The sequence below is a fragment of the Streptomyces sp. Mut1 genome, from assembly GCF_030719295.1.
In the GTDB taxonomy this organism is placed as follows: domain Bacteria; phylum Actinomycetota; class Actinomycetes; order Streptomycetales; family Streptomycetaceae; genus Streptomyces; species Streptomyces castrisilvae.
In genome coordinates this window covers 5,833,804-5,857,703 of record NZ_CP120997.1, presented here as the reverse complement: position 1 = coordinate 5,857,703, position 23,900 = coordinate 5,833,804, and the positions used below count along the sequence as shown (strand labels likewise).

Sequence of the window (23,900 nt, the reverse complement as noted above, 5' to 3'; positions counted from 1 at the left end):
GGTTCCTCCGGCGGGGCGCGGTCGCGGGGCGCATGGGCTCAGCTGATGGAGACCTCGGGCTCGCCGGAGGCGATGCCGTCCTTCTCCATCTGCTCGGCGATCTTCATGGCTTCCTCGATGAGGGTCTCCACGATCTTCGACTCGGGGACGGTCTTGATGACCTCGCCCTTGACGAAGATCTGGCCCTTGCCGTTGCCGGAGGCGACGCCGAGGTCGGCCTCGCGGGCTTCGCCGGGGCCGTTGACGACGCAGCCCATGACCGCGACGCGCAGCGGCACCTCCATGCCCTCCAGACCGGCGCTGACCTGGTCCGCGAGCTTGTAGACGTCGACCTGGGCGCGGCCGCAGGAGGGGCAGGAGACGATCTCGAGGCGGCGCTGCTTGAGGTTGAGCGACTCCAGGATCTGGAGCCCGACCTTGACCTCCTCGGCCGGCGGCGCGGACAGCGAGACGCGGATGGTGTCGCCGATGCCCTCGCTGAGCAGGGCGCCGAAGGCGACGGCCGACTTGATGGTGCCCTGGAAGGCGGGGCCGGCCTCGGTGACGCCGAGGTGCAGCGGGTAGTCGCACTGGGCGGCGAGCTGGCGGTAGGCGTTGACCATCACGACCGGGTCGTTGTGCTTGACCGAGATCTTGATGTCGCGGAAGTCGTGCTCCTCGAAGAGCGACGCCTCCCAGAGCGCCGACTCGACGAGCGCCTCGGGGGTGGCCTTGCCGTACTTCTTGAGCAGTCGCGCGTCCAGCGAACCGGCGTTGACGCCGATCCGGATGGGGGTGCCGGCGTCCTTCGCGGCCCGCGCGATCTCCTTGACCTTGTCGTCGAACTGCTTGATGTTGCCGGGGTTCACGCGTACCGCCGCACAGCCGGCGTCGATCGCGGCGAACACGTACTTCGGCTGGAAGTGGATGTCCGCGATCACCGGGATCTGCGACTTGGTGGCGATGGTCTTCAGGGCGTCCGCGTCGTCCTGGGTCGGGCAGGCCACGCGCACGATCTGGCAGCCGGACGCGGTGAGTTCGGCGATCTGCTGAAGTGTCGCGCCGATGTCCGACGTGCGTGTCGTCGTCATCGACTGCACCGAGACCGGTGCGTCCCCGCCGACCGCCACCGAGCCGACCTGGATCTGGCGGCTGACCCGCCGTTCGGCGAGCTTGGTCGGAACGGCGGGCATTCCGAGAGAAATCGCAGTCATGCGCTGAGCATCCCCAAGGTGTGGATCGAGGTCCCGGTATCGGCGGGCTCCGGCCTCCGAGGTTACGTCACCGAGGGCGGCCGGGAGCACACCGCGTCCGGGCCCGCACGGAATGTCGGGCTGTCCGGACGCGCCGTGCGCACCGGCCGTCACTCGCGGTGCACCGGGCGGGCGGGCCGCCCCGGTCAGGTGATCTTGACCGGGTTGACCACGTCGGCGACGAGGACGAGCAGGGTGAAGCAGATGAAGACCCCGGCGACCACGTAGGCGACCGGCATCAGCTTGGCGACGTCGAACGGGCCGGGGTCGGGGCGCTTGAAGATCCGGGCCGCGTTGCGCCGCAGCGCCTCCCACAGGGCCCCCGCGATGTGCCCGCCGTCGAGCGGGAGCAGCGGCAGCATGTTGAAGAGGAACAGCGAGAGGTTGAAGCCGGCCAGCAGGAACAGCATCATCGCGAGCTGGCTCTGGGCCGGGACGTCCAGCGTCATCACCTCGCCGCCGATCCTCGCCGCGCCGACGACGCCGACCGGGGAGTCGGCCGCGCGTTCGCCGTCGCTGAAGGCCGCGTCCCAGAGGGCGGGGATCTTGGACGGCAGGGCCACGATCGAGTCGACGCCGTTCTCGATCATGTCGCCCATGCGGACGACCGAGTCGCCGAAGGAGAGCGGGACGATCTCCCTGTTCGCCTCGAACCCGAGGTAGCCGGCCGTGACGTACTTCCCGGCGACCGCCTCGCCGTGGGAGTCCTTCTTCATCACGGCGTTCTTCAGGAGCACGGCGTGCAGGGTCTTCTCCCGCCCGTCGCGCACGACCGTGATGGTGGCCGGGCCGATGGTGTCGCGGATGCGGTCGGAGAGGGTGGACCACTCGTCGATGCGCTCGCCGTCGAAGGCGACGATCTTGTCGCCCTCCTTGAGGCCGGCGGCCTGCGCGGGCGAGACGGCGTCGGACTTCTCGCAGGTGTCCCGGCCCGCGCTCTGCGGGATGACGCACTGCTGGACGCCGGCGACCTCGGTGGTGTTGGTCTGGAAGCCGAAGGCCATGGAGACGCCGAGGAAGATCGCCACGGCCAGGACCAGGTTCATGAACGGTCCGGCGAACATGACGATCACGCGCTTCCACGGCTTGCGCGTGTAGAAGAGGCGTTTCTCGTCGCCCGGTTCCAGCTCCTCGAAGGCGGCGGATCTGGCGTCCTCGATCATGCCGCGCCAGGGCGAGGTGGAGCGCGCCTCAAGACGGCCGTCCGCCCCGGGCGGGAACATCCCGATCATGCGGATGTAGCCGCCGGCCGGGATGGCCTTGATGCCGTACTCGGTGTCGCCCCTCTTGCGCGACCAGATGGTCGGGCCGAAGCCGACCATGTACTGCGGGACGCGGACGCCGAAGAGCTTGGCGGTGGAGAGGTGGCCCAGCTCGTGCCAGGCGATCGAGAACAGCAGACCGAACACGAAGACGGCGATGCCGAGAATCGTCAGCAGGATCGTCGTCATGCTCATGCGCGTGCCTCCGCAGTGGCCTTGGCCGAGAGTTCCCGGGCCCGGGTCCGTGCCCAGGTCTCCGCTTCAAGGACGTCCGCGACGGTGAGAGAAGTTCCCGAGGCGGGCGTCCCGTGTTCGGTCACCACCGCGGTGACCGTGTCCATGATGCCGTTGAAGGGCAGCCTGCCGGACAGGAACGCGTCGACGCACTCCTCGTTGGCCGCGTTGAACACGGCGGGCGCGGTGCCGCCGAGCGCGCCCACGTGCCGGGCGAGGCCGACGGACGGGAAGGCCTCGGTGTCCAGCGGGAAGAACTCCCAGCTGGACGCCTTCGTCCAGTCGAAGACGGGGGCCGCGTCCGGAACGCGCTGCGGCCAGCCGAGACCGATGGCGATCGGGCCGCCCATGTCGGGCGGGGTGCACTGGGCGAGGGTGGAGCCGTCGGTGAACTCGACCATGGAGTGCACGTAGGACTGGGGGTGGACGACGACCTCGATGCGGTCGAAGGGGATGTCGTAGAGGAGGTGCGCCTCGATGACTTCGAGTCCCTTGTTGACCAGGGTCGCCGAGTTGACCGTGATGACCGGGCCCATGGCCCAGGTCGGGTGGGCGAGGGCCTGCTCCCGGGTGACGTCGGCGAGTTCGCTCCTGGTCCGCCCCCGGAAGGGGCCGCCGGACGCGGTGACGACGAGCCGGCGCACATCGGCGCGCGTGCCGGCGGCGAGCGCCTGGAAGAGCGCCGCGTGCTCCGAATCGACCGGAATGATCTGGCCCGGCGCGGCGAGCGCCTTGACGAGGGGGCCGCCGACGATCAGCGATTCCTTGTTGGCGAGCGCCAGCGTGCGGCCCGCCTTCAGCGCGGCCAGGGTGGGGGCGAGTCCGATGGACCCGGTGATGCCGTTCAGCACGGTGTGGCAGTCGCTCGCGGCCAGGTCCGCGGCGGCGTCGGGCCCGGCCAGGATCTCGGGCAGCGGCTCGGCCGTCCCGTACTCCTGTCGCAGGGCCTCGCGCAGCGCCGGTACGGCCTCGGCCGAGGCCACCGCGACCGTGCGTACCTTCAGCAGGCGGGCCTGCTCGGCGAGGAGGGCGACCCGGCCGCCGGCCGCGGACAGCGCGGTGACACGGAAGCGGTCGGGGTTGCGCAGCACCAGGTCGATGGCCTGGGTGCCGATGGACCCGGTGGAGCCGAGGATGACGAGATCCCGGCGGCCTTCCACGGCGTCGAAGACGAGGTGCGGGTCGGCGAGAGGGGCAGGGCTGTCGGTCATGGGCCCCATTGTCGCCGCTCGCCCTGTGCGCGGGGACAGGGCGTCCCGGCCGGGGCCGCGCGTGTCCCGTCCCCGCCCCCGCCTCAGCCGGTGGCGCCGGCGTACGCGGCGAACGCCTCGTGGAATCCGGGGAACGTCTTGCGTACGCAGCCGGGGTCGTCGTACGTGAGGCCCGGGGTGCGCAGGCCGGTGACGGCGAACGACATGACGACGCGGTGGTCGCCGTGGGTCTCGATCTCCACGGGCCGGGGTGTGCCGGGCCGGATCTCGATCCAGTCGGGTCCGGTGGCGACCGTGATGCCCATCCGCCGGAGGTTGCCCGCGCACGCCTCCAGCCGGTCGCACTCCTTCACGCGGGTGTTGCCGACGTCCTCGATGCGTACGGGCCCCGAGGCGAAGGGGGCGAGCGCGGCGAGCGTCGGCATGGTGTCGGAGATGTCGCGCATGTTGACGGTGAGGCCGCTCAGGGTGCCGGTGGAGCCGACCGTGGTGGAGCCGCCCGCCGTGCGGACGTCCGCGCCCATGCGGCGCAGTACGTCGACGAACCGCAGGTCTCCCTGGAGCGCGCCGTCGCCGAGCCCGGGGACGGTGACCTCGCGTCCTGTGAGGGCCGCCGCGGCGAAGAAGTAGCTCGCGGTGGAGGCGTCGGGTTCGACCGCGTAGGTGGTGGCGCGGTAGCCGCCGGGCGGGACGGTGAAGACGGTGTTCCCGGGGCCGCTCCGGGTGACCTCGACGCCGAAGGAGCGCATCATCGCGAGGGTGATCTCGATGTACGGCGCCGATACGAGGTCGGTGACGGTGATCCGCAGCCCCATCTCCGTGAGCGGTCCGAGCATCAGCAGGGCGGTGAGGTACTGGCTGGACTGCCCGGCGTCCAGGGTGAGTTCGCCACCCTTGATGCCGGCGGCCTCGATCCGCAGCGGGTGGTGACCCTCGGCGTCCTCGTGGCGCAGGTCGACGCCGAGCGTGCGCAGCGCCTCGGTGAGCGGGGCGAGGGGGCGGCGGCGCATCTGCGCGGAGGCGTCGAAGCGGTAGCCGCCGCGGGAGCCGGCGGCGGCGAGAGTGGGCAGGAAGCGGGCGGTGGTCGCCCCGTCGCGGCAGTAGACGTCGGCCTCGGTGGCGGCGGGTCCGGCGGGGCGGCCCGTGATGTGCCACTGCTCCGCCTCCTGCTCGACGGCGTAGCCGAGCGCGGTGAGCCCGGCGGCGAACCCCTCGGTGTCGTCCGAGCTCAGGGGGCGTACGAGGGTGCTGCGGCCGTTCGCGGCGGCGGCCAGGAAGAGGGCGCGCGCGGTGACGGACTTGGAACCGGGGACATGGATGACGGTCACGGGCCCCCATCCTGCCGTGCCGGGCGGCGGGCGGCGGGGCCCGTCCAGCGACTGGACGGGCCCCGCGGTGCCCGGTGGCTCAGCGGATGCGGCGGTGGACGTTGTCCTTCGTGGAGGGGCCCGGGGTGGCGTCCGCGATCCAGGGGCCCGCGCCGCTCGGGTCCACCACGCCCTCCTCCAGCCAGGCGTACGTGCCGGACAGGACGCCGTCGACCACGCGCCGGTCGAGGTCGTCGGTGTTGGACCAGAGCCGGGTGAACAGCTCCTCGACCCGGATGCGGGCCTGCCGGCAGAAGGCGTCGGCGAGCTGGTAGGCCTCGCGGCCGTGGTCGTCGGCGGTGCGCAGGTGCTCGGCGCGGACGCAGGCGGCGCTCATCGCGAAGAGTTCCGCGCCGATGTCGACGATCCGGCCGAGGAAGCCCTGCTTGGTCTCCATCCGGCCCTGCCAGCGGGACATGGCGTAGAACGTGGACCGGGCGAGCTTGCGCGAGGCGCGTTCGACGTAGCGCAGGTGGGTGGCGAGGTCGGCGTGGCCCGCCGGGTGGAACTCGGCGTAGGCGCGCGGGAGCTGTCCGGGGCCCGCGACGAGCTTGGGCAGCCACGTGGCATAGAAGCCGGCCGCGTCGGCGCCGGCCTTCGCCTTGGCGGAGAGCGGCTTGTCGGGGTCGATGATGTCCCCGGCGACCTTCAGGTGGGCGTCGACGGCCTCGCGGGCGATCAGCAGGTGCATGATCTCCGTGGAGCCCTCGAAGATCCGGTTGATCCGCATGTCGCGGAGCATCTGCTCGGCGGGCACGGCCCGTTCGCCCCGGGCGGCGAGGGAGGCGGCGGTCTCGAAGCCGCGTCCGCCGCGGATCTGGACCAGTTCGTCGGCGATCAGACAGCCCATCTCGGAGCCGTACAGCTTGGCGAGGGCCGCCTCGATGCGGATGTCGTTGCGGTTCTCGTCCGCCATCTGCGAGGCGAGGTCGACCACGGCTTCGAGGGCGAAGGTGGTCGCGGCGATGAAGGAGATCTTGGCGCCGACGGCCTCGTGCCTGGCGACCGGCCTGCCCCACTGCTCGCGGACGGCCGACCACTCACGGGCGATCTTCAGGCACCACTTGCCCGAGCCGACGCACATGGCGGGCAGCGAGAGCCGCCCGGTGTTGAGGGTGGTGAGCGCGATCCTGAGTCCGGCGCCCTCCGGCCCGATGCGGTTGGCGGCGGGGACGCGCACCTGGTGGAAGCGGGTGACGCCGTTCTCGATGCCGCGCAGGCCCATGAAGGCGTTGCGGTGCTCCACGGTGATGCCGGGGGCGTCCGCCTCGACCACGAAGGCGGTGATGCCGCCCCGGTGGCCCTCCGACTCCGGGACCCGGGCCATGACGACCAGCAGATCGGCGACGACCCCGTTGGTCGTCCACAGCTTGACGCCGTCCAGGACGTAGTCGTCGCCGTCCGGCACGGCGGAGGTGGCCAGCCGGGCCGGGTCGGAGCCGACGTCCGGCTCGGTGAGCAGGAACGCGGAGATGTCCGTACGGGCCAGCCGGGGCAGGAAGGTGTCCTTCTGCTCCTGGCTGCCGAAGGTCTTCAGCGGCTGCGGCACCCCGATGGACTGGTGGGCCGAGAGCAGGGCGCCGATCGCCGGGCTCGCGGAACCGGCCAGTGCGAGGGCGCGGTTGTAGTAGACCTGGGTCAGGCCGAGACCGCCGTACTTGACGTCGATCTTCATGCCGAGCGCGCCGAGTTCCTTGAGGCCGGTGATCACCTCGTCGGGAATCCTGGCCTCGCGTTCGATCAGGGCCCCGTCGACCCCGGTCTCGCAGAACTCGCGCAGCCGGGCGAGGAATTCCTCGCCGCGCCGGACGTCCTCGCCCGCGGGCAGGGGGTGCGGGTGGATCAGGTCGAGGCGGAAGCGGCCCAGGAAGAGTTCCTTGGCGAAACTGGGTTTGCGCCAGTCCCGTTCCCGCGCGTCCTCGGCCACCCGGCGCGCTTCGCGTTCGGAGACCTTGGGCGTGTGCTGTTGTGCGGATGGAGCGGACATGAGGAGCTCACCTCGCCGCGTCGTCGGGTGGGTGGACCCGGCAGGCGCGCGTGCGGTGCGGGGACCGTCCGCCGTGCGTACCTGACCGGTTCTACTTGTCCGTATGTACCCGATTCCGGCAGGCCCCACCAGCCTCGGGGCGCCGATCGGGTCGGCCACCACTCCACTGCCCGCCGCCGCGTGCGGCATGCCGCACGCGGCGGTCCGCCCCAGCTACAGCGCGAGGCCGGTGAGGACCAGGACGCGCTCGTAGGTGTAGTCGTCCATCGCGTACCGGACGCCCTCGCGGCCCACTCCGGACTGCTTGGCACCGCCGTACGGCATCTGGTCGGCGCGGTACGAGGGGACGTCGCCGATGATCACGCCGCCGACCTCCAGCGCGCGGTGGGCGCGGAAGGCGGCCTGGATGTCGTGGGTGAAGACGCCTGCCTGGAGCCCGTACTTGGAGGTGTTGACGGCGGCGAACGCCTCGGCCTCGCCGTCCACCCGCTGCACCGAGAGGACCGGTCCGAAGACCTCCTCGGCGGCCAGCGTGACACCGTCGGGCAGTTCGGCGAGGACGGTCGGCGCGTACGTCGAGCCGTCGCGCTTCCCGCCGGTGAGCAGCCGGGCCCCGGCGGCGACGGCCTCGCCGACCCAGGACTCGACGCGCCGGGCGGCTGCCTCGTCGACGAGCGGGCCGACGTCGGTGGCCGGGTCGGACGGGTCTCCGGTGACCTGGGCCCCGACCGCCGCGACGATCTTCGGGAGCAGCCGGTCGTAGACGGCCGCGTCCGCGATGACGCGCTGCACCGAGATGCAGGACTGGCCGCCCTGGTAGTTGGAGAAGGTCGCGATACGGCTCGCGGCCCAATCCAGGTCCTCTTCGGAGGCCCAGTCGCCGAGCACCACGGCCGCGCCGTTGCCGCCGAGTTCCAGCGTGCAGTGCTTACGGGGCACCGAGTCCATGATCGCGTAGCCGACGGGGGCGGACCCGGTGAAGGAGATCACGGGCAGCCGCTCGTCCTGGACGAGGGCGGGCATCCGGTTGTTGGGGACCGTCAGCACGGACCAGGAGCCGGCCGGCAGGTCGGTCTCGGCCAGCAGTTCGCCCAGCACCAGCGAGGAGATCGGGGTGGCCGGGGCGGGCTTGAGGATGATCGGGACGCCGACGGCGATGGCCGGGGCGACCTTGTGGGCGCTCAGGTTCAGCGGGAAGTTGAAGGGCGCGATACCGAGGACGGTGCCGCGCGGGAAGCGCCGGGTCAGGCCGAGCCGGCCGGTGCCCCCGGCATCGGTGTCCAGGCGCTGGGCCTCGCCGCTGTTGAAGCGGCGGGCCTCCTCGGAGGCGAAGCGGAAGACGGAGACGGCCCGGCCGACCTCGCCGCGTGCCCACTTGACCGGCTTGCCGTTCTCGGCGGAGATCAGCTGGGCGATCTCCTCGGTGCGCTCGGCCAGCCGGCGGGCCACGTGGTCGAGCGCGGCCGCGCGCACATGGGCCGGGGTGGCGGCGAACTCCTCGCGCACGGCGTGTGCGGCGGCGACGGCCTCCTCGACCTGGGCCCCGGTCGGTACGCCGACGGTGCCGACGAGCCGGCCGTCCCAGGGGTTGGTGACGTCGAAGCTTTCCTCGCCGGTGGCCTCGCGGCCGGCCAGCCAGAAGGCGTGGGTGGAGGTCATGGAGTCCGGCCCTTCGATGACGTGGGGTGTTTCCGCCCCCACGGTAGGGCCGCGCGGGCCGCCCGGCGTTTGTCCGGGGTGGAGCGGTGAAGGGGCGGGATACGCCTCATTGGCCAGGGGGTGTGGTGACCTTCAGGGCGAGCCACAGCTCCATGCGTACATCGGGGTCGTCCAGGGAACGGCCCAGGATCTCCTCCACCCGCCGCATCCGGTAGCGCAGGGTGTGCCGGTGGACCCCGAGGTCGGCGGCGGCCGCGTCCCACTGGCCGTGGTGCGAGAGCCAGGCGCGTACGGAAGCCACCAGGTCGCCGCGGCCCTTGGCGTCGTGGTCGTGCAGGGCGCGGAGCATGCCGTCCGCGAAGGCCCGCACCGCGTCGTCGGCGAGCAGCGGCAGCACGGAGCCGGTGGCCAGCTCCGCGTGTTCGACCAGGGCCCTGCCCCGGCGGCGGGCGACCGACAGGGCCTGCTCGGCCTGCTTGTACGCGGCGGAGACGGCGACCGGTCCGGCCGGTGCGGACATGCCCACGACGACATCGGACTCCTGGGCGGCGGCCGGCTCGCGGGGCGTCCGCTCCTCCTGCGCCTCGGCGAAGGCGGCGCAGGCGCCCACCGCCGCTCCCCCGTCGGCGGCCAGCACGAGGAGGCGCTCGCCCTCGGGCACCATCAGCAGCGTCTCGCCCGCCCGGTAGGCGGCGGTGTCCATGGCGTCGGCCAGCTGGGCGGTGGCCGACGGGCTCTGGGCCTCGGCGATGAGCAGCCGGAAGGGGGCGTCGAGCAGCCCGCCGTAGAGGTCTCCGGCGACGGCCCTGGCGTGGTCGGGCTGGCCGGCCAGGAGCATCCGCAGCACCGCGGTGCCGAGGCGCTGCTCGGCGCCCTGGAGCGCGCGGGAGCGGGCGGCGGTGAGGGTGAGCAGGGCGACCGCCGAGTGCACGGCGTAGCGCTCGGCGGTGCCGAGGGCGGCTCCGGTGCCGACGGCCAGGGCGCCGCGCACCCGGCGGCCGGTGCCCAGGGACTGGAGTTCGACGCGGTCGTCGGTGTCGCCGACGACCATGCTGGCCGGGGCGGGGCGTTCGCGCAGGCGTTCCACGTCGGGGGTGAGCCGGGCGGCGCGGCGGGCGGCCCAGTCGGGGGCGGTGGCCACGACGGCACCGGAGGCGTCGTAGAGGGCGGCCCAGCCGTTGACGTGCGCGGCGAGACGGGCGAGGAGGGCGGCGGGGCCGTCCCCGGTGAGCGCCGCACTCGTCAGCTCGCGCTGGGCCTCGAAGCCGGCGGTGACGGCCCGGTACTGGTCGGCGGCGATCTGGGAGGAGACGGCCTTGGCGATGGCGATGAACGGGGTGCGGCGGGGCACTTCGAGCAGCGGCAGGCCGGCTTCCTCGGCGGCGCCGATCAGTGGCTGCGGCACCTCGTCGTAGTTGACGCCGACGGCGAAGCCGAGACCGGCGACCCCGGCGGCGGCCAGCCGTCGCACGTACCGGCCCATCGCCTCCGGGTTCTCCGCGTCGAGGTTGGTCGCGGTGACCAGCAGCAGCTCGCCGCCCTCCATATAGGGGACGGGGTCGGTCAGCTCGCTGGCGTGGGCCCAGCGCACCGGGGTGTCGAGGCGGTCCGTCCCCGCGCGCACCGTGAGTTTGAGCGCCGAGTGCTGGACGAGCGAGGCGAGCGTGGGCGGCATGGGGAGGGGGCCTTCGGACGGGGGCGATTTCGCCGTCCCGTATGAACGGCTCGGCTCGATTCTGCCAGGGTGGCAGAGTCCCTGTCACCGCTGCCACGTGCCCCGCTCCCTCCCCTCCCGTCGCTCCCGCCCCTCTCCTCGCACGCCGCGTGGCGTTCAGCCGGAGAGGCGGACGAGCAGTGGCGGCATGTGCTCACCGGCGACCGTGGTCAGCGAGAGCACGGCGTGGCCCGGGGGCAGCTCGTAGGCGAGGCCGGAGGCGGACCAGCGTTCGCGCTCGACCTGGCGCACGGTGACCGCGTCCGTGGTGACGGCCTTGCCGGTGGCCATCTTGCGCAGGGCGTGCATGGCGCGGGTGAGCGGCTGGTCGGCGAAGACCCCGTGCTGGGCGACCTCGCGGACCTCCACCCACTCCTTGCCCCAGGCCTCGGCGAAGCGCTTGCCGTCCCAGGTGGTGAGGCCGGGGAAGGTCATGGTGCAGCCGAAGGCGCCGAGCAGCGCGGTGTGCAGCCCCTCGGGCACGTCGTCCAGGGTGCGCAGGGCGAGGACCGCCCCGGCGTTGACGGACCGCAGCCGGCGGATGCCCCGGACGGTCTCGGCGGTGACGGTGTGGGTCGCGTCGTCCAGGACCAGGCAGACGAAGAGCGAGCGGTCGGTTCGGGCCGCGGTGACGGCGTTGAACTGGGCGAGGACTAGGCGGGCCAGGATGCGGGACGCCTCGGCGTGGACGCGTTCCGGCAGGTCGACGCGGACCCTCAGCGGGTGCCGGCCAAGGGAGCGCAGCGAGAACGGGCGGGCTTCCTCGCCGGTCGCGAAGAAGCCGGCGAAGGCGGGCCGGTCGAGCGCGGCGATCCGGTCGGCGAGGACGGCGCCCGGGTCGGCCGCGCTGCCGGACTGCCGGGCCCTGGCCTCCAGCTCCCGCAGCATCGCCTGGTGTCCCCCGGTCTCCAGTGCTTGTCGCAGGGCGCCCAGGGCGGTGGCCGAGCCTTCGAGGAGTTCGCGGAGTTCGGGTACCGAGGGGAAGCGGCCGCGGACGGCGTGGAAGGGGCCGAGCAGCTGGCCGAGCGCGGTCGTCGCGCGGCGGGTATCCAGGGTGGGGATGTCACCGGCCAGGCCCTCGGCGAGGGCCGCCGCCGCCTCGTCGGGGTCGGTCGTGCCGCCGTACAGGTCGAAGTCGTACAGGGAGGCGGGGTCGCCGATCCGGACGACGACGTCGTAGGCGTCGTCCGGGCCGAGCGCGCCTCCCGCGCCGCCGACGGCGAGCACCGCCGCCTGGCCGGTGAGCGCCCGCAGGGCGAGGGACTCGACGACGGGCCTGATCACCCGGTCCGTCTTCCCCGAGCCGGGCGGGCCGACGGCCAGCAGGGAGGTGCCGAGCGACGTGGGTTCCAGGGCCATGCCGGAGCCCCGGCGGGGGTAGGGGTTGCGCGGGTCGTCGGCGCAGTCGCCGATCCTGACCTGGCCGGTCAGCGGGTCGTGCGTGGCGGTGCGCAGGGGCACGTCGCGGAGGCCGGAGGGGTGCAGGAAGGCGTCGGGGCCCTTGCGGAGCACGGTCTCGGTGAAGGACGCGAGCCGGTCGTGACTGGTGCGGGCGGCGTTCCAGGCGTGGCTCAGGCGTACGCAGTCCACGTCGTTCATGCGGCCGGTGTACACGGCGGCGGTGAGCGCTTCCGCGGCGTCCGTCCGGCCGGCCGCGCGCAGCTCCGGCCAGTGGGCGCGCAGCGGGCCGGCCTCCTGGGCGGGGGCCGTGCCGGGCCGCTCGGGGGAGGTCGACGGGGCTTTCGTGCTCGGGGGCCGGGCGGGTCCGCGCCGGGCCCGGAATTCGCCCAGCGCGTCCCCCCACCGCGCGAACCGGGCGATGGGCCACACCACGATGGCGATGGTCAGCGCGTAGCAGGTGTAGGCGGCCACGGTGGCCTTCAGCTGGTCGCCGCTGCGCAGCCACCCGTCCGCCGAGCCCATGAGCACCAGCAGCAGCGGCACCTTCGGGGTCCAGGCCAGCCACAGCACCAGCAGCGCGACGACCGCCGACAGCCCGAGCCGGGCCCGGTCCAGCCGGGGGCCGGCGAAGTAGCGGACGACGTGGGCCCAGCCGCCGATGCGGGCGGCCCAGAAGCCCAGGACCAGCACCAGGATCTCGTAGTAGAGCGTGGTCGAGTTGACCACCAGAGCCGGCGCGCCCTCCCTGAGCCCGCCGAAGGACCACCACTCGGGCCCGGTGATGATCTCGATCGGCTTGTACACATAGGGGACGGCGCGCTGGTTGAGCAGCAGCCACAGCAGCAGCCAGAGGATCAGCGTGGCGGCCGGCCCCACCAGCGAGGGGCGCTCCTCGCGCTCGGCGGGCCGGGGCACGAAGCCGTACCGCCAGACGCCGGGGCCCGCCTCGGGGCGGGGCGCGTCGAACCAGTCGGCGGTGGGCGTGGGCGCGTCCGCTGCCTGGTACCGCACCGGCGAAGCCGGTACGGACGGGGGCCGGGCGGGCGGCGGGACGGTGGGCGGGTAGGAGGGCGGGGCGGCGGGCGGCGGGCCCGCCGGGTGCGGTACGGATTTCCCGGGCCGGGCGGGCCCGCCGTCGGGCGGCCGCGCACCCCGCGTGCCCCACGCGCCGTGCGTACCGTCGTTGTCCATGAACCGTTGCCCCCTGACCAGCCGGGTCCGACCCCTGCACCGGTCAATCTAGTGCGCGCACACGGTGAGTTCAGCAACGCGCCGGGATAGTGACCGCCCCCGTGGAGGCCCGACCGGCTCCCGTACGCCGTTCTGTCCGCCTTCTGTCCTTCGCGGACAACGACACGTACGCCATCACTACCGATCGGAGCATGCCCGACCCCCGGCCCCGCACCTAGCCTGCAGAAGGAGAAGCGTCCGAAACACCCCCAGGAGCCCCGCATGACCGCAATTCCGCAGGAGCGCCGCCTCGTCACCGCCATTCCCGGCCCGAAGTCGGTGGAGCTGCAGGAGCGCCGGCTCGCGGCAGTCGCCGCAGGCGTGGGCTCCACCCTGCCGGTGTTCACCGCACGGGCCGGCGGCGGGATCGTCGAGGACGTGGACGGCAACCGTCTGATCGACTTCGGTTCCGGGATCGCCGTGACCTCGGTCGGCGCGTCCGCCGAGGCCGTCGTGCGCCGTGCCTCCGCCCAGCTCGCGGACTTCACCCACACCAGTTTCATGGTCACGCCGTACGAGGGGTACGTCGAGGTCTGCGAGCAGCTCGCCGAGCTGACGCCGGGCGACCACGCGAAGAAGTCGGCGCTGTTCAACTCGGGCGCCGAGGCCGTCGAGAACGCGGTGAAGATCGCCCGCGCGTACACCGGGCGCACCGCCGTCGTCGTCTTCGACCACGGCTACCACGGCCGGACCAACCTCACGATGGCGCTGACGGCGAAGAACATGCCGTACAAGCAGGGCTTCGGCCCGTTCGCGCCCGAGGTGTACCGGGTGCCGGTGGCGTACGGCTACCGCTGGCCGACGGGCGCCGAGAACGCGGGCGCGGAGGCCTCCGCGCAGGCCATCGACCAGATCACCAAGCAGATCGGCGCGGAGAACGTCGCCGCGATCATCATCGAGCCGGTCCTCGGCGAGGGCGGCTTCATCGAGCCGGCCAAGGGCTTCCTGCCCGAGATCGCGCGGTTCGCGAAGGACAACGGCATCGTCTTCGTCGCCGACGAGATCCAGTCCGGCTTCTGCCGGACGGGCCAGTGGTTCGCCTGTGAGGACGAGGGCATCGTCCCGGACCTGATCACGACCGCCAAGGGCATCGCGGGCGGCCTTCCGCTGTCCGCCGTGACCGGCCGCGCCGAGATCATGGACGCGGCGCACCCGGGCGGCCTCGGTGGTACGTACGGCGGCAACCCGGTCGCCTGCGCGGGCGCGCTCGGGGCCATCGAGACGATGCGCGAGCTGGACCTGAACAAGAAGGCGAAGCGCATCGAGGAGGTCATGAAGGCCCGGCTCGAGGGGATGCGGGCGAAGGCGCCGAACGGCGGGCTGATCGGTGACATCCGGGGCCGGGGCGCGATGATCGCGATCGAGCTGGTGAAGCCGGGCACGAAGGACCCGCACCCGGAGGCGGCCGCTCGGCTCGCGAAGGCCTGCCACGCCGAGGGCGTCCTCGTCCTGACCTGCGGCACGTACGGCAACGTGCTGCGCTTCCTGCCGCCGCTGGTGATCGGCGAGGACCTGCTGAACGAGGGCCTCGACGTCCTTGAGCAGGCATTCGCCGGAATCTGATCCCCGGGTCCCCCCGCATCCCCGGGATTCCGGGTGGGCCTGTGAAGAAAGGGTGCGGGGCCGATGGCGGGATAACGTACCCGCTGTCGGTCCCCCCTTCGCCTGACGTACGGTTTCGGCAGATGAGAGAAACACCCCGCCCGCGGGGAACCGCGGGTGAATCCGGGTCGGAGCTTCCCCAGCACCGTCCCGGGCGTGCCTTCGCGCACACCACTGGAGCACCACGCTCCGGAACTCCTCACCGATCGGACGGCCGCCCGTCCCACACCCCCCGGGGCGCGCGGCAAACCGGTCCACTCGTCCGCTCCGGAACCACCCCCCCTGTTCCGGGGCGGACGGCTCTTCTCCTCTCCCTGGTGTCGGGTCTCTCCGCGCTGTTCGCGCTGACCACCTGGCAGATCGCGTCGGACGGGCCGCTGCGCGGGCTCGACGAGCGCGCCGGCCGGGCCCTCGTCGGACACGGCCCCCGGTGGCTCACGGAATTCCTCGCCGATCTCGGCAATATGCAGGTCGCGCTCCCGGTCCTGGGCTGCGCGGTCGGCTGGTCACTGCTGCGCGGCCGGCGGCGGGCGCCGCTGGGCGCGGTCCTCGCCATGGCGGCGGTCCCGCTGCTGGTCGTCCCGCTGAAGGACTGGATCGCCCGTCCCGGGCCGCTGACGGAGTCCACCGGCTACTACCCGTCGGGCCACGCCGCGACCGCGGCGGTGGCGTACGGCGCCTCGGCGCTGCTGCTGGGCGGGCTGGTGCGCCGCCGCGCGTGGATGATGCCCGTCGCCGCCGTCCTGCTGACGGCGGCGACGGGCATCGGTCTGGTGCTCCGCGGCTATCACTGGCCGCTGGATGTGCTGGGCAGCTGGTTCCTGTGCGGACTGCTGCTGGTGCTGCCCGGTGTGCTCAGCCGAAGTAGGCGTCGAAGTTCTTCGAGAACTCCCAGTTGTTGAAGTGGTCCCAGTTGATGGACCACGTCATGAGCCCGCGCAGGTCCGACCAGGTGCCGTGGGTGGCGTAGGAGCCGCAGTCGGTCTTCTTGGTCAGGCAGTTCAGCGCCTTGGTGACCTCGGCGGGTGAGGTGTGGCCGTTGCCCGCCTGGGTGGAGGCCGGCAGGCCGATCGCGACCTGGTCGGGACGCAGGCCGGGGAAGACCTTCGTCTGGTCACCCGCGACGGGGAACCCGGCCAGCAGCATGTCGGTCATCGCGATGTGGAAGTCGGCGCCGCCCATGGAGTGGTACTGGTTGTCCAGGCCCATGATGGAGCCCGAGTTGTAGTCCTGGACGTGCAGCAGGGTGAGGTCGTCGCGCAGCGCGTGGATCACCGGCAGGTAGGCACCGGCGCGCGGGTCCTGGCCGCCCCACGGCCCCGAGCCGTAGTACTGGTAGCCGAGCTGCACGAAGAAGGTCTCGGGGGCCATGGTCAGCACGAACTTCTCGCCGTACTTGGCCTTGAGGCTCTTCACCGCCGAGATCAGGTTGACGACGACCGGCGTGGTGGGGTTCCGGAAGTCGGTGTCACCGGTGTTCAGCGAGAGGGAGTGGCCCTCGAAGTCGATGTCCAGGCCGTCGAGACCGTACGTGTCGATGATCTTGCTGACCGAGGAGACGAACGTGTCGCGCGCGGCGGTGGTGGCGAGCTGCACCTGGCCGTTCTGGCCGCCGATGGAGATCAGCACCTTCTTGCCGGCGGCCTGCTTGGCCTTGATGGCCGCCTTGAACTCGGCCTCCGACTCGACGTTCGGGCACTCGGCGACCGGGCAGAGCGAGAAGCGGATGTCACCGGAGGTGACGGAGGTCGGCTCGCCGAAGGCCAGGTCGATAACGTCCCAGGAGTCGGGGACGTCCGCCATGCGGGTGTAGCCGGAGCCGTTGGCGAAGCTGGAGTGCAGGTAGCCGACGAGCGCGTGGGGCGGCAGCTGGGTGCTGGTGCTGCCGTCGTCGCCCCCGCCGCCGCCCTCCGTGGTGGTGGCGGAGACTGCGGCGGACTTCGCGGACTCGCCCGCCGCGTTGGTGGCGCTGACCTGGAAGCTGTACGCGGTGGAGGCGCTGAGGCCGGTCACGGTCGCCGAGGTGCCGGTGGCGCTTTGCACCAGCGTGTCGCCCCGGTAGAGGTTGTAGCCGGTGGCCCCGGTGGAGCCCGTCCAGGACAGCGCGACCGAGGAGTCGGTGGCCGTGCCCGCCTTGAGGCCCGTGGGGGCGGCGGGGACAACGACCGGGGCGCCGCCGGGACCGACCAGGCTGAGGTCGTCGACGTAGTAGGCGGGGGTGCCGTACCAGCCGTGCGTGTACACGTTGACCGAGGTGGTGGAGGGCCCGGTCCTGAACGTGGTCGTGAGCTGCTGCCAGCCGGAGGCGGACTGCGTCCAGGTGGACACGTCGGTCGTGCCGGTGCCGTCCGCGCCCAGGTAGACGTAGCTGCCCTGCACCCAGGCGCTCAGGGTGTACGTGGAGTCGGGCTCGACCGTCACGGCCTGGGAGCACTTGGCGTTGTCGCTTCCGGCGGGGGTCGCCTTCAGCGCCGAGTTCCCGCCGTGTACGGGGGTGCTGACGGCGGCTCCGCTGCCGCCGGTGCAGTTCCAGCCGGTCAGCCCGGCCTCGAAGTTGCCGTTGCTCGCCAGGTCGGCGTCGGCCGCGGCGGCGCTGGGCGCCGTCGCGGCCAGCCCGCCGGCGGCGAGGAGGGCGGCCGAGAAGGCGGCCAGAAGTCCGGTCATGCGGGCAGGGGGTCCCGTGCGTTCCACAACGGCCTCCGTACAGGGGGGAATTGAGTGCGGCGCGCACAACATGGTCCAGACCAATCAGGTTGTCAAGACCTCTGACAGCGACGCACCCGAGCCCGACCTCGCGGGAACAGGAAGCCGACACCCCCTGAACAGCTCCGCGACATCCGACAACTCCCCTTACCGATAAGGCAGTTCAGCCTCCGCCACCTGCGGCGGCCCGGCCCGCGGCCTCGTGCATCGCGAGTTCCAGCAATGTGGCGTCGGTGAGCGTGCCGGAGCCGTCGGGCGGCACCAGCCAGCGCATCTTCCCTACCGGACGACCCGGATGCGGCACGACGATCCAGGTGCCCCGCCCCGCGCCCCGGACGCCCGTTCCGACCCAGCGGGCGACGGTTCCCGCGGGCACGAAGAAGCCCATCCTCGCGTCGCCGAAGTCCGCGAGGACCGGCCCCGGCCGGTCGATGAGCCGGGTGAGCACGTCGAGCGTCGGATAGCCCAGCTCCCCCGGCAGAATCAGCACGTCCCAGCGCCGGCCGGCGGGCAGCAGCGCGATCCCCCGCGGATCGCGCTCCCACTCCCACCGGCAGGCGTCCGGATCGGGTGCCGCCGATGCCAGCCACTCGACCGCTGCCCTGACTTCCGAGCCCTTCATGGCCCGCCCTTCGTCTCCGGTCGCGCCGGCAGGTCTGCGGGCGCGTTCACCTCGGGAGAGCGGGCCCGGACCGATTCATGACGCGGGTTCGGCTACTCATTGGTAGTGATCTACGTCACGGCGGGCGGTACCGCTGGAAACAGGGCTGTGACCTGCGTCCGCGCCGCTGTGCCGGGCCGGTTGTCAGTGGCGGGTGGCAGACTCCGCGTCATGGAACACCTGGGGGATGTCCGGAGTGCCGAGTCGCCGGCCGAGCCGGCCGCACGCGGCGAGAAGGTGAAGTATCTGCTGTTCTGGGGGCACCGCCCGCACTCGGACGGCCGGATCGGTGCGAGCTGCCTGAGCCAGTGGTGGCCCTCGCCGTTCACGGTCGACGGCGTGGGCTACGCGTCGGCCGAGCACTGGATGATGGCAGGCAAGGCCCGGCTCTTCGGCGACGAGGAGGCGGCCGGGCGGGCGGTGGCGGCGAGGAGCCCCGCCGAGGCGAAGAAGGTCGGCCGCCTGGTGCGCGGCTTCGACGAGGCGGTCTGGGAGCGCGAGCGGTACGGGCTGGTGGTGGCGGGCAGCGTCCACAAGTTCGGCCAGAACCAGGAGCTGGGCGCGTTCCTGCGGGGCACGGGCGACCGGGTGCTGGTGGAGGCGAGTCCGCTGGACCGGATCTGGGGCATCGGTCTCGCGGCGGACGATCAGCGCGCGCAGGATCCCGCGACATGGCGGGGCCTGAATCTGCTGGGCTTCGCGCTGATGGAGGCGCGCGAGCGGCTGCGGGGCGGGGTCGACGGCATATGAAGCGGGGCGGCGGGGAGTGGTCCCCGCCGCCCCATGGCCCGGCTCCGTCCCGGGCGGCCGGGACGCCGTGGCGTGAGGGCCTCGACACCCCGGGCCCTCGACGGCCCCTCGACGCGCCCTCAAACCTTGGGGGAGAGGCTCCCCAGCGGAGTGTGCCGTGGCGCCTCGACGACCAGGGAGGTCGGCACCGTTTCGTACACCCGGTCGTCGCTCTCGTCGTCGTCGGTGTTCGCCGCCCAGATGGTCAGTCCCAGGAACGCCGCGCTGACGACGATCCCGACCGAGCCGAGGATGACGCCGGCCAGGGCCACCCCGCCGTTGTCGGCCACGCCGTCGCGGACGCGGCCGCGGCCTATCAGCCCGAAGATCAGGGCGAGGACGCCGAGGATGATCCCGAGGCCGAGCATGCAGAAGGCGGCCGTCGCGATGATGCCGAGCACCAGCGCGGCGACACCCATCCCGTTCGCGGGCTGCGGGCCGCCCCAGGTCTGCCCGTAGCCGGGGTAGCCCGGGTAGCCGTACTGCGGGGCCTGCGGCGCCTGACCTGCCGGGTAGCCGTACTGCGGCTGGGTGCCGGGGTAGCCGTACTGCGGGGTCTGCCCGGTCGGGTAGCCGTACTGCGGCGGGGCCTGCCCCGGGCCGTGCGGGCCGACCGGCGGCATCGGTACGGTCCCGGGCTGCTGCCCGGACTCCGGCGCGGCGAAGCCGGGGGGCGGCACGGGGCCCGTCCCCACGCCCGGCATCGCGGCGACCGTCTGCTGATCGTGCACGCTCGGCGGGCGGGTGCCCTCGGGCGCGGCCGTCGGCGGGCGGGCGTCCTGCGGAGTACCTCCGGCCGGTCGTCCGTCCGCGCCGGGCTTCTTGTCCAGGGGCACCCTGGACTGCGGCGGAGCCCACGGATCGCGCGACGCGGCCCCGTCCGACGGCTGCTCTGTGTTGTCTGGCATGGGCCTCCCCCATCGTGATGCGGTCATGCTACGGGCGAGCCCGTCCTACGATGACTCCCGTCCCATGCCCCGGCCACCCCCTGGCGGCCGGCGGCCCGTAGCCACACCACGCCCACGGAGGCCCCGGTGACCGATCCGCACCCCTTCATCGCGGGGCTGCCCAAGGCCGAGCTCCATGTCCACCACGTCGGGTCGGCCTCGCCCCGCATCGTCGCCGAGCTGGCCGCGCACCACCCCGACTCCAAGGTCCCCACCGACCCCGAGGCCCTGGCCGACTACTTCACGTTCACCGACTTCGGCCACTTCATCGAGGTCTACCTCTCGGTCGTGGACCTGATCCGCACCCCGGAGGACGTACGGCTGCTGACGTTCGAGGTCGCCCGCGACATGGCCCGGCAGAACATCCGTTACGCGGAGCTGACGGTCACCCCGTTCTCCTCGACCCGGCGCGGCATTCCCGAGCAGGGCTTCATGGAGGCCATAGAGGACGCCCGCAAGGCGGCCGAGCGGGAGCTCGGTGTCGTACTGCGCTGGTGCTTCGACATCCCGGGCGAGGCCGGTCTCGAAGCGGCCGAGGGGACCACCCGGCTCGCCGTGGACCTGCGGCCCGAGGGGCTCGTCTCGTTCGGGCTCGGCGGCCCGGAGATCGGCGTGGACCGCCCGCAGTTCAAGCCCTACTTCGACCGCGCGATCGCCGCCGGCCTGCACTCGGTGCCGCACGCCGGGGAGACCACGGGCCCGCAGACCGTCTGGGACGCGCTGACGTCGCTGCGCGCCGAGCGCATCGGCCACGGCACCAGCTCGGTGGCCGATCCCAAGCTGCTGGACCACCTCGCCGAACACCGCATCGCCCTGGAGGTCTGCCCCACGTCGAACATCGCCACCCGGGCGGTGAAGGACATCGAGCAGCACCCGGTCAGGGAGATGGTCCGGGCGGGCGTGCTGGTCACGATCAACAGCGACGACCCGCCCATGTTCGGCACCGACCTCAACAACGAGTACGCGGTGGCCGCCCGCATCCTCGGTCTCGACGAACGGGGCCTGGCCTCGGTCGCGAAGAACGCCGTCGAGGCATCCTTCCTCGACCCGGCCGGCAAGCGCGCGCTGGCCGCCGAGATCGACACGTACACGGACAACTGGCTGGCGAGCGTCGGACGGTGACCGCCCGACGGTGACAATGGCCCCATGCCCATGCCTGTCACCGCCGTCGCCCATCGCGGCGATCCGTACCGTGCCCGCGAGAACACCCTGCCCTCGGTCCGCTCCGCCGTCGAACGGGGGGCGGACGCGGTCGAGGTCGACGTCCGGATCACCCGCGACGGGGTGCCGGTCCTGCTGCACGACGCCACGCTGGACCGGCTGTGGGGCCATGACCTGCGGCTGGACCGGCTCACCCACCGGGAGCTGACCGAGCTGACGGCGGGCGGTGTGCCGACGCTCCGCGAGGCGCTGCTCGCCGTCGGGGCGCACCGGGTGATGGTCGATCTGCCCGGTTCCACGGACGAGTCGGTGCGGCGGACGGTGGGGGTGGTGCGGGAGTGCGGGGCCGGTGACCGGGTGTACTACTGCGCGGGCCCCCAGGCCATGCTGCGGGTACGGGCCGCCGACCCGTCCGCCGAGATCGCGATGACCTGGACGACACTGGCGCCGCCGCGCCCGGCCCTGCTGGAGGCGGTGCGGCCGCGCTGGCTGAACTACCGCTTCGGCCTGGTCGGCGCGGAGCTGGCGGAACGCAACCACCGGGACGGGCTGCTGGTCTCGGCCTGGACCGCGGACACCGGCCGCACGATGCGCCGGCTGATCCGGCACGGCGTGGACTCCATCACCACCAACCGGATCGACGTGCTGCACTCCGTGATCGTGAAGTCCGCCGCCCGAAAGGCCCGTTGACGTAGGACCGCCCGGATCCGGGGAGTCGGATCCGGGCGGTCCCGCCGAGCGCCGGGGCGCGGGGCCCCGCCGCCGGGCCGCTACTGTCCCTGCCCGCTGCCCCGCGTCCCGGCGGTGGCCTGCGCGTCACCCGTGTCGATCACGAACTGCGATCCGGGTTCGACCAGGACGTCTCCGTCGCGCGAGCCGCTGATGGTCACATCGGTGAGCGTCGCGCTGCCTCGCGCGCCGCCCATGGCGAGGATGCCGGAGCCGTTGGAGGACCCGGAGATCGTCACGTTGCTGATCCGTACATCCGGCATCGCGCCCCCGCCGGTCTTGAACTGGATGCCGTCGTACGTCGAGTCCTGGATGTCGGTGTCGCGGATCGTGACGCCGGGGATGTCGGAGCCCTGCGCGAACAGGGTGATCGCGCCGAACTCCTGGTCCTCGTTCCAGAACGCCCCGCCCGTGCGGTAGAGCCCGTTGTTGGCGATCAGGGTCTCCCCGGAGAAGGGCACCGGGTCGTGGTCCGTGGCGAGCATGATGCCCGGGTAGTTCATGGTGTCGGAGACCAGGTTGTTCTCGATCCTGTTGCCGTAGCCGCCGTACACCGCGATGCCGTTGGCCCGCCAGGGCAGCTGGATCGTGTTGTTGCTGAAGACGTTGTCGTGGCCGACGTCGACCGCCGGGTCCTTGACGTACTTGCTCGCCCACACGGCCAGTGCGTCGTCCCCGGTGTTGCGGAAGGAGGAGTCGGTGACGGTGGAGTCGTGGGTGCCGTTGGTGAAGTTGATGCCGTCCGCGTAGGTGTTGCGAATGCGCATCCCGCTGAATTCGAGCCCGTCGCCGGGGCCCCACAGCTCGGGGATGTTGCTGTAGTCGCGGCCGACCCAGGTGCCGACGTTGGCGTGCTCGATCCAGACGTTGGTGATCTTGGTGTTCTTCCCGAAGCGGCCGTTCAGGCCCACTCCGCCCTCGGCGTTTCCGTCGCCGCCCCGGATGGTGCCGGAGCCGAAGATCGCGATGTCCGAGATCTTGGTGTTGTCGTCGATGTCGAAGCCGAAGTTGCCCTCGTGCGGGTGGTTGATGCCGCCCGCGTCCTGCGGCGGGGTCAGGGAGTAGAGCTGGGAGTGCCACATGCCGGCGCCGCGGATCGTGACATCGCGGATGCCGACCTGGTTGTACTCCCCGCGGTCCTGCGGGTCGTCGGTGAGGATCTTCTGTTCCTGGCGCCACTGCCCGGCCGGGATCCACACACAGTCGATCTCACCGTTCTGGTTGGCGGTGACGGCCGCCTGGATCGCGTCCGTGTCGTCCTTCCCGTCGTCCGGGACCGCGCCGTACTCGGTGATCGAGGCGCACTCCTCGGGCTTGCTCGCGGGCGGCGCCACCTGTTCCAGATCGACCAGGTCGACCACGTAGTACGCGGCGTCGTCGTCGGCGTCCCGCTGGAGGCGGAAGGTGGTCCCCTCGGGATAGGTCTTGTCGAGCAGGGCGTGCGACTCGTCGAACAGGCGCCGCGCGTCACCGCCCGGGGTGTTCGTCAGACCTTCCGGGTCGTCCGTGCTGCCGTACAGCCAGCTGTGCTTGGACGACAGGTCCAGCTTCTGCACGAACGTGCCGTCGGCGTAGAGGCTCAACGTCTTCTCCTGGCCGCCTCCGCCCGGCGCGTCGGGTATGGAGTTGCGGACGACGATCGAGTTGGTGCTGACGGTCGACGTGAACTCCGCGTACTGGCCGGTGGAGTCGAGCCGTACCGACTTGCGCCCCGAGGACTCGGTGGCGAAGTTGGTGTGCCCGAAGGTGCGCGTGGCGTCCGTCTCCAGCAGGGTGCCGTCGTAGGTGCCGTCCTCCAGCTCGTACTCGGTGTACGGGGACGGCGCGCCCCGGTCGGCCGCGGCGGCCGTCGGTACGGACACCACCGGCGCGCCGTGTGCGGCGGCCGGCAGCAGCCAGGCGGCGGTCAGCGTGGCGCCGAGCGTGACGGCGATGCTCCGCCTGCTCCAGTCTCTCCTTGTCACGGTGTTCCTCTCGATGTGGGGGGAATGCGGGGGGAAATGTGGGGGGG

At 72.4% G+C, this 23,900-nt stretch carries 17 protein-coding genes; 5 read left to right on the top strand and 12 right to left on the bottom strand.

From position 1 onward, the window contains the following. Positions 1-38: 38 nt before the first annotated feature. The 8 genes from ispG to P8A18_RS25565 form a co-directional block, all read right to left on the bottom strand. Positions 39-1,193: a flavodoxin-dependent (E)-4-hydroxy-3-methylbut-2-enyl-diphosphate synthase gene (gene ispG / locus P8A18_RS25600; RefSeq protein WP_026249654.1), complete on the bottom strand. Its 1,155-nt coding sequence runs from the start codon at positions 1,191-1,193 to the stop codon at positions 39-41. A gap of 185 nt (positions 1,194-1,378) precedes the next feature. Beyond that, positions 1,379-2,689 carry a M50 family metallopeptidase gene (locus tag P8A18_RS25595; protein ID WP_306058035.1) on the bottom strand — a complete coding sequence of 437 codons (1,311 nt, stop codon included), beginning with the start codon at positions 2,687-2,689 and terminating at the stop codon, positions 1,379-1,381. Then, positions 2,686-3,939, bottom strand: coding sequence for a 1-deoxy-D-xylulose-5-phosphate reductoisomerase (dxr, locus tag P8A18_RS25590; RefSeq protein ID WP_026249653.1), 1,254 nt, complete (start codon positions 3,937-3,939; stop codon positions 2,686-2,688). Before dxr ends, P8A18_RS25595 begins: the two co-directional genes overlap by 4 nt. An 83-nt stretch (positions 3,940-4,022) precedes the next feature. After that, complete coding sequence (gene aroA, locus P8A18_RS25585) at positions 4,023-5,267, bottom strand: 3-phosphoshikimate 1-carboxyvinyltransferase (protein WP_306058033.1); 1,245 nt, start codon at positions 5,265-5,267, stop codon at positions 4,023-4,025. 79 nt (positions 5,268-5,346) lie between these two features. After that, the gene (locus P8A18_RS25580; protein ID WP_306058031.1) at positions 5,347-7,293 is read right to left on the bottom strand and encodes an acyl-CoA dehydrogenase family protein; all 1,947 of its coding nucleotides are present in this window, start codon (positions 7,291-7,293) and stop codon (positions 5,347-5,349) included. A 213-nt stretch (positions 7,294-7,506) separates the two neighbouring features. Next, positions 7,507-8,952, bottom strand: coding sequence for an aldehyde dehydrogenase family protein (locus P8A18_RS25575; protein WP_306058029.1), 1,446 nt, complete (start codon positions 8,950-8,952; stop codon positions 7,507-7,509). A 106-nt stretch (positions 8,953-9,058) separates the two neighbouring features. Continuing rightward, positions 9,059-10,627: a PucR family transcriptional regulator gene (locus P8A18_RS25570; protein WP_306058027.1), complete on the bottom strand. Its 1,569-nt coding sequence runs from the start codon at positions 10,625-10,627 to the stop codon at positions 9,059-9,061. Between the two features lie 156 nt (positions 10,628-10,783). Next, on the bottom strand, positions 10,784-13,258 hold the full coding sequence (locus P8A18_RS25565; RefSeq protein ID WP_306058025.1) for an ATP/GTP-binding protein: 2,475 nt from the start codon (positions 13,256-13,258) through the stop codon (positions 10,784-10,786). Between the two features lie 261 nt (positions 13,259-13,519). Between P8A18_RS25565 and gabT the strand changes: the two genes are divergently transcribed. After that, a complete protein-coding gene (gene gabT, locus P8A18_RS25560; protein WP_306058023.1) occupies positions 13,520-14,860 on the top strand; it encodes a 4-aminobutyrate--2-oxoglutarate transaminase in 1,341 nt (446 codons plus the stop codon). A 122-nt stretch (positions 14,861-14,982) separates the two neighbouring features. Next, entirely contained in the window at positions 14,983-15,801 is an 819-nt protein-coding gene (locus P8A18_RS25555) for a phosphatase PAP2 family protein (protein ID WP_306058021.1), read from the top strand. Here P8A18_RS25555 and P8A18_RS25550 read toward each other — a convergent pair. Both P8A18_RS25550 and P8A18_RS25545 read right to left on the bottom strand, forming a co-directional pair. Then, positions 15,755-17,590, bottom strand: a complete 1,836-nt coding sequence (locus P8A18_RS25550) for a chitinase (protein ID WP_306058019.1) — start codon at positions 17,588-17,590, stop codon at positions 15,755-15,757. The two genes, P8A18_RS25555 and P8A18_RS25550, sit on opposite strands and share 47 nt — an antisense overlap. A gap of 175 nt (positions 17,591-17,765) precedes the next feature. Then, positions 17,766-18,224, bottom strand: coding sequence for a bifunctional DNA primase/polymerase (locus P8A18_RS25545; RefSeq protein WP_306058018.1), 459 nt, complete (start codon positions 18,222-18,224; stop codon positions 17,766-17,768). A gap of 210 nt (positions 18,225-18,434) precedes the next feature. On the opposite strand from P8A18_RS25545, the gene ybiA reads away from it, so the two are divergent. Continuing rightward, a complete protein-coding gene (ybiA, locus tag P8A18_RS25540) occupies positions 18,435-19,013 on the top strand; it encodes a riboflavin biosynthesis intermediates N-glycosidase (RefSeq protein ID WP_306058016.1) in 579 nt (192 codons plus the stop codon). A gap of 119 nt (positions 19,014-19,132) precedes the next feature. Here ybiA and P8A18_RS25535 read toward each other — a convergent pair whose 3' ends face one another. Continuing rightward, positions 19,133-19,960: a DUF4190 domain-containing protein gene (locus P8A18_RS25535; protein ID WP_306058015.1), complete on the bottom strand. Its 828-nt coding sequence runs from the start codon at positions 19,958-19,960 to the stop codon at positions 19,133-19,135. A 126-nt stretch (positions 19,961-20,086) separates the two neighbouring features. Here P8A18_RS25535 and P8A18_RS25530 point away from each other — a divergent pair, with 126 nt between their 5' ends. After that, complete coding sequence (locus tag P8A18_RS25530) at positions 20,087-21,121, top strand: adenosine deaminase (protein ID WP_306058013.1); 1,035 nt, start codon at positions 20,087-20,089, stop codon at positions 21,119-21,121. A gap of 24 nt (positions 21,122-21,145) precedes the next feature. Next, on the top strand, positions 21,146-21,850 hold the full coding sequence (locus P8A18_RS25525; RefSeq protein WP_306058011.1) for a glycerophosphodiester phosphodiesterase: 705 nt from the start codon (positions 21,146-21,148) through the stop codon (positions 21,848-21,850). An 80-nt stretch (positions 21,851-21,930) separates the two neighbouring features. Here P8A18_RS25525 and P8A18_RS25520 read toward each other — a convergent pair whose 3' ends face one another. Next, positions 21,931-23,799, bottom strand: a complete 1,869-nt coding sequence (locus tag P8A18_RS25520) for a right-handed parallel beta-helix repeat-containing protein (protein WP_371933791.1) — start codon at positions 23,797-23,799, stop codon at positions 21,931-21,933. Positions 23,800-23,900: the final 101 nt, after the last annotated feature.

What these genes read in the sequence shown, in the direction of transcription:
- ispG (WP_026249654.1), bottom strand. Translation starts at nt 1,193, where the DNA reads ATGACTGCGATTTCTCTCGGAATGCCCGCCGTTCCGACCAAGCTCGCC.
- P8A18_RS25595 (WP_306058035.1), bottom strand. Translation starts at nt 2,689, where the DNA reads ATGAGCATGACGACGATCCTGCTGACGATTCTCGGCATCGCCGTCTTC.
- dxr (WP_026249653.1), bottom strand. Translation starts at nt 3,939, where the DNA reads ATGACCGACAGCCCTGCCCCTCTCGCCGACCCGCACCTCGTCTTCGAC.
- P8A18_RS25580 (WP_306058031.1), bottom strand. Translation starts at nt 7,293, where the DNA reads ATGTCCGCTCCATCCGCACAACAGCACACGCCCAAGGTCTCCGAACGC.
- P8A18_RS25575 (WP_306058029.1), bottom strand. Translation starts at nt 8,952, where the DNA reads ATGACCTCCACCCACGCCTTCTGGCTGGCCGGCCGCGAGGCCACCGGC.
- P8A18_RS25570 (WP_306058027.1), bottom strand. Translation starts at nt 10,627, where the DNA reads ATGCCGCCCACGCTCGCCTCGCTCGTCCAGCACTCGGCGCTCAAACTC.
- P8A18_RS25565 (WP_306058025.1), bottom strand. Translation starts at nt 13,258, where the DNA reads ATGGACAACGACGGTACGCACGGCGCGTGGGGCACGCGGGGTGCGCGG.
- gabT (WP_306058023.1), top strand. Translation starts at nt 13,520, where the DNA reads ATGACCGCAATTCCGCAGGAGCGCCGCCTCGTCACCGCCATTCCCGGC.
- P8A18_RS25555 (WP_306058021.1), top strand. Translation starts at nt 14,983, where the DNA reads ATGAGAGAAACACCCCGCCCGCGGGGAACCGCGGGTGAATCCGGGTCG.
- P8A18_RS25545 (WP_306058018.1), bottom strand. Translation starts at nt 18,224, where the DNA reads ATGAAGGGCTCGGAAGTCAGGGCAGCGGTCGAGTGGCTGGCATCGGCG.
- ybiA (WP_306058016.1), top strand. Translation starts at nt 18,435, where the DNA reads ATGGAACACCTGGGGGATGTCCGGAGTGCCGAGTCGCCGGCCGAGCCG.
- P8A18_RS25535 (WP_306058015.1), bottom strand. Translation starts at nt 19,960, where the DNA reads ATGCCAGACAACACAGAGCAGCCGTCGGACGGGGCCGCGTCGCGCGAT.
- P8A18_RS25525 (WP_306058011.1), top strand. Translation starts at nt 21,146, where the DNA reads ATGCCCATGCCTGTCACCGCCGTCGCCCATCGCGGCGATCCGTACCGT.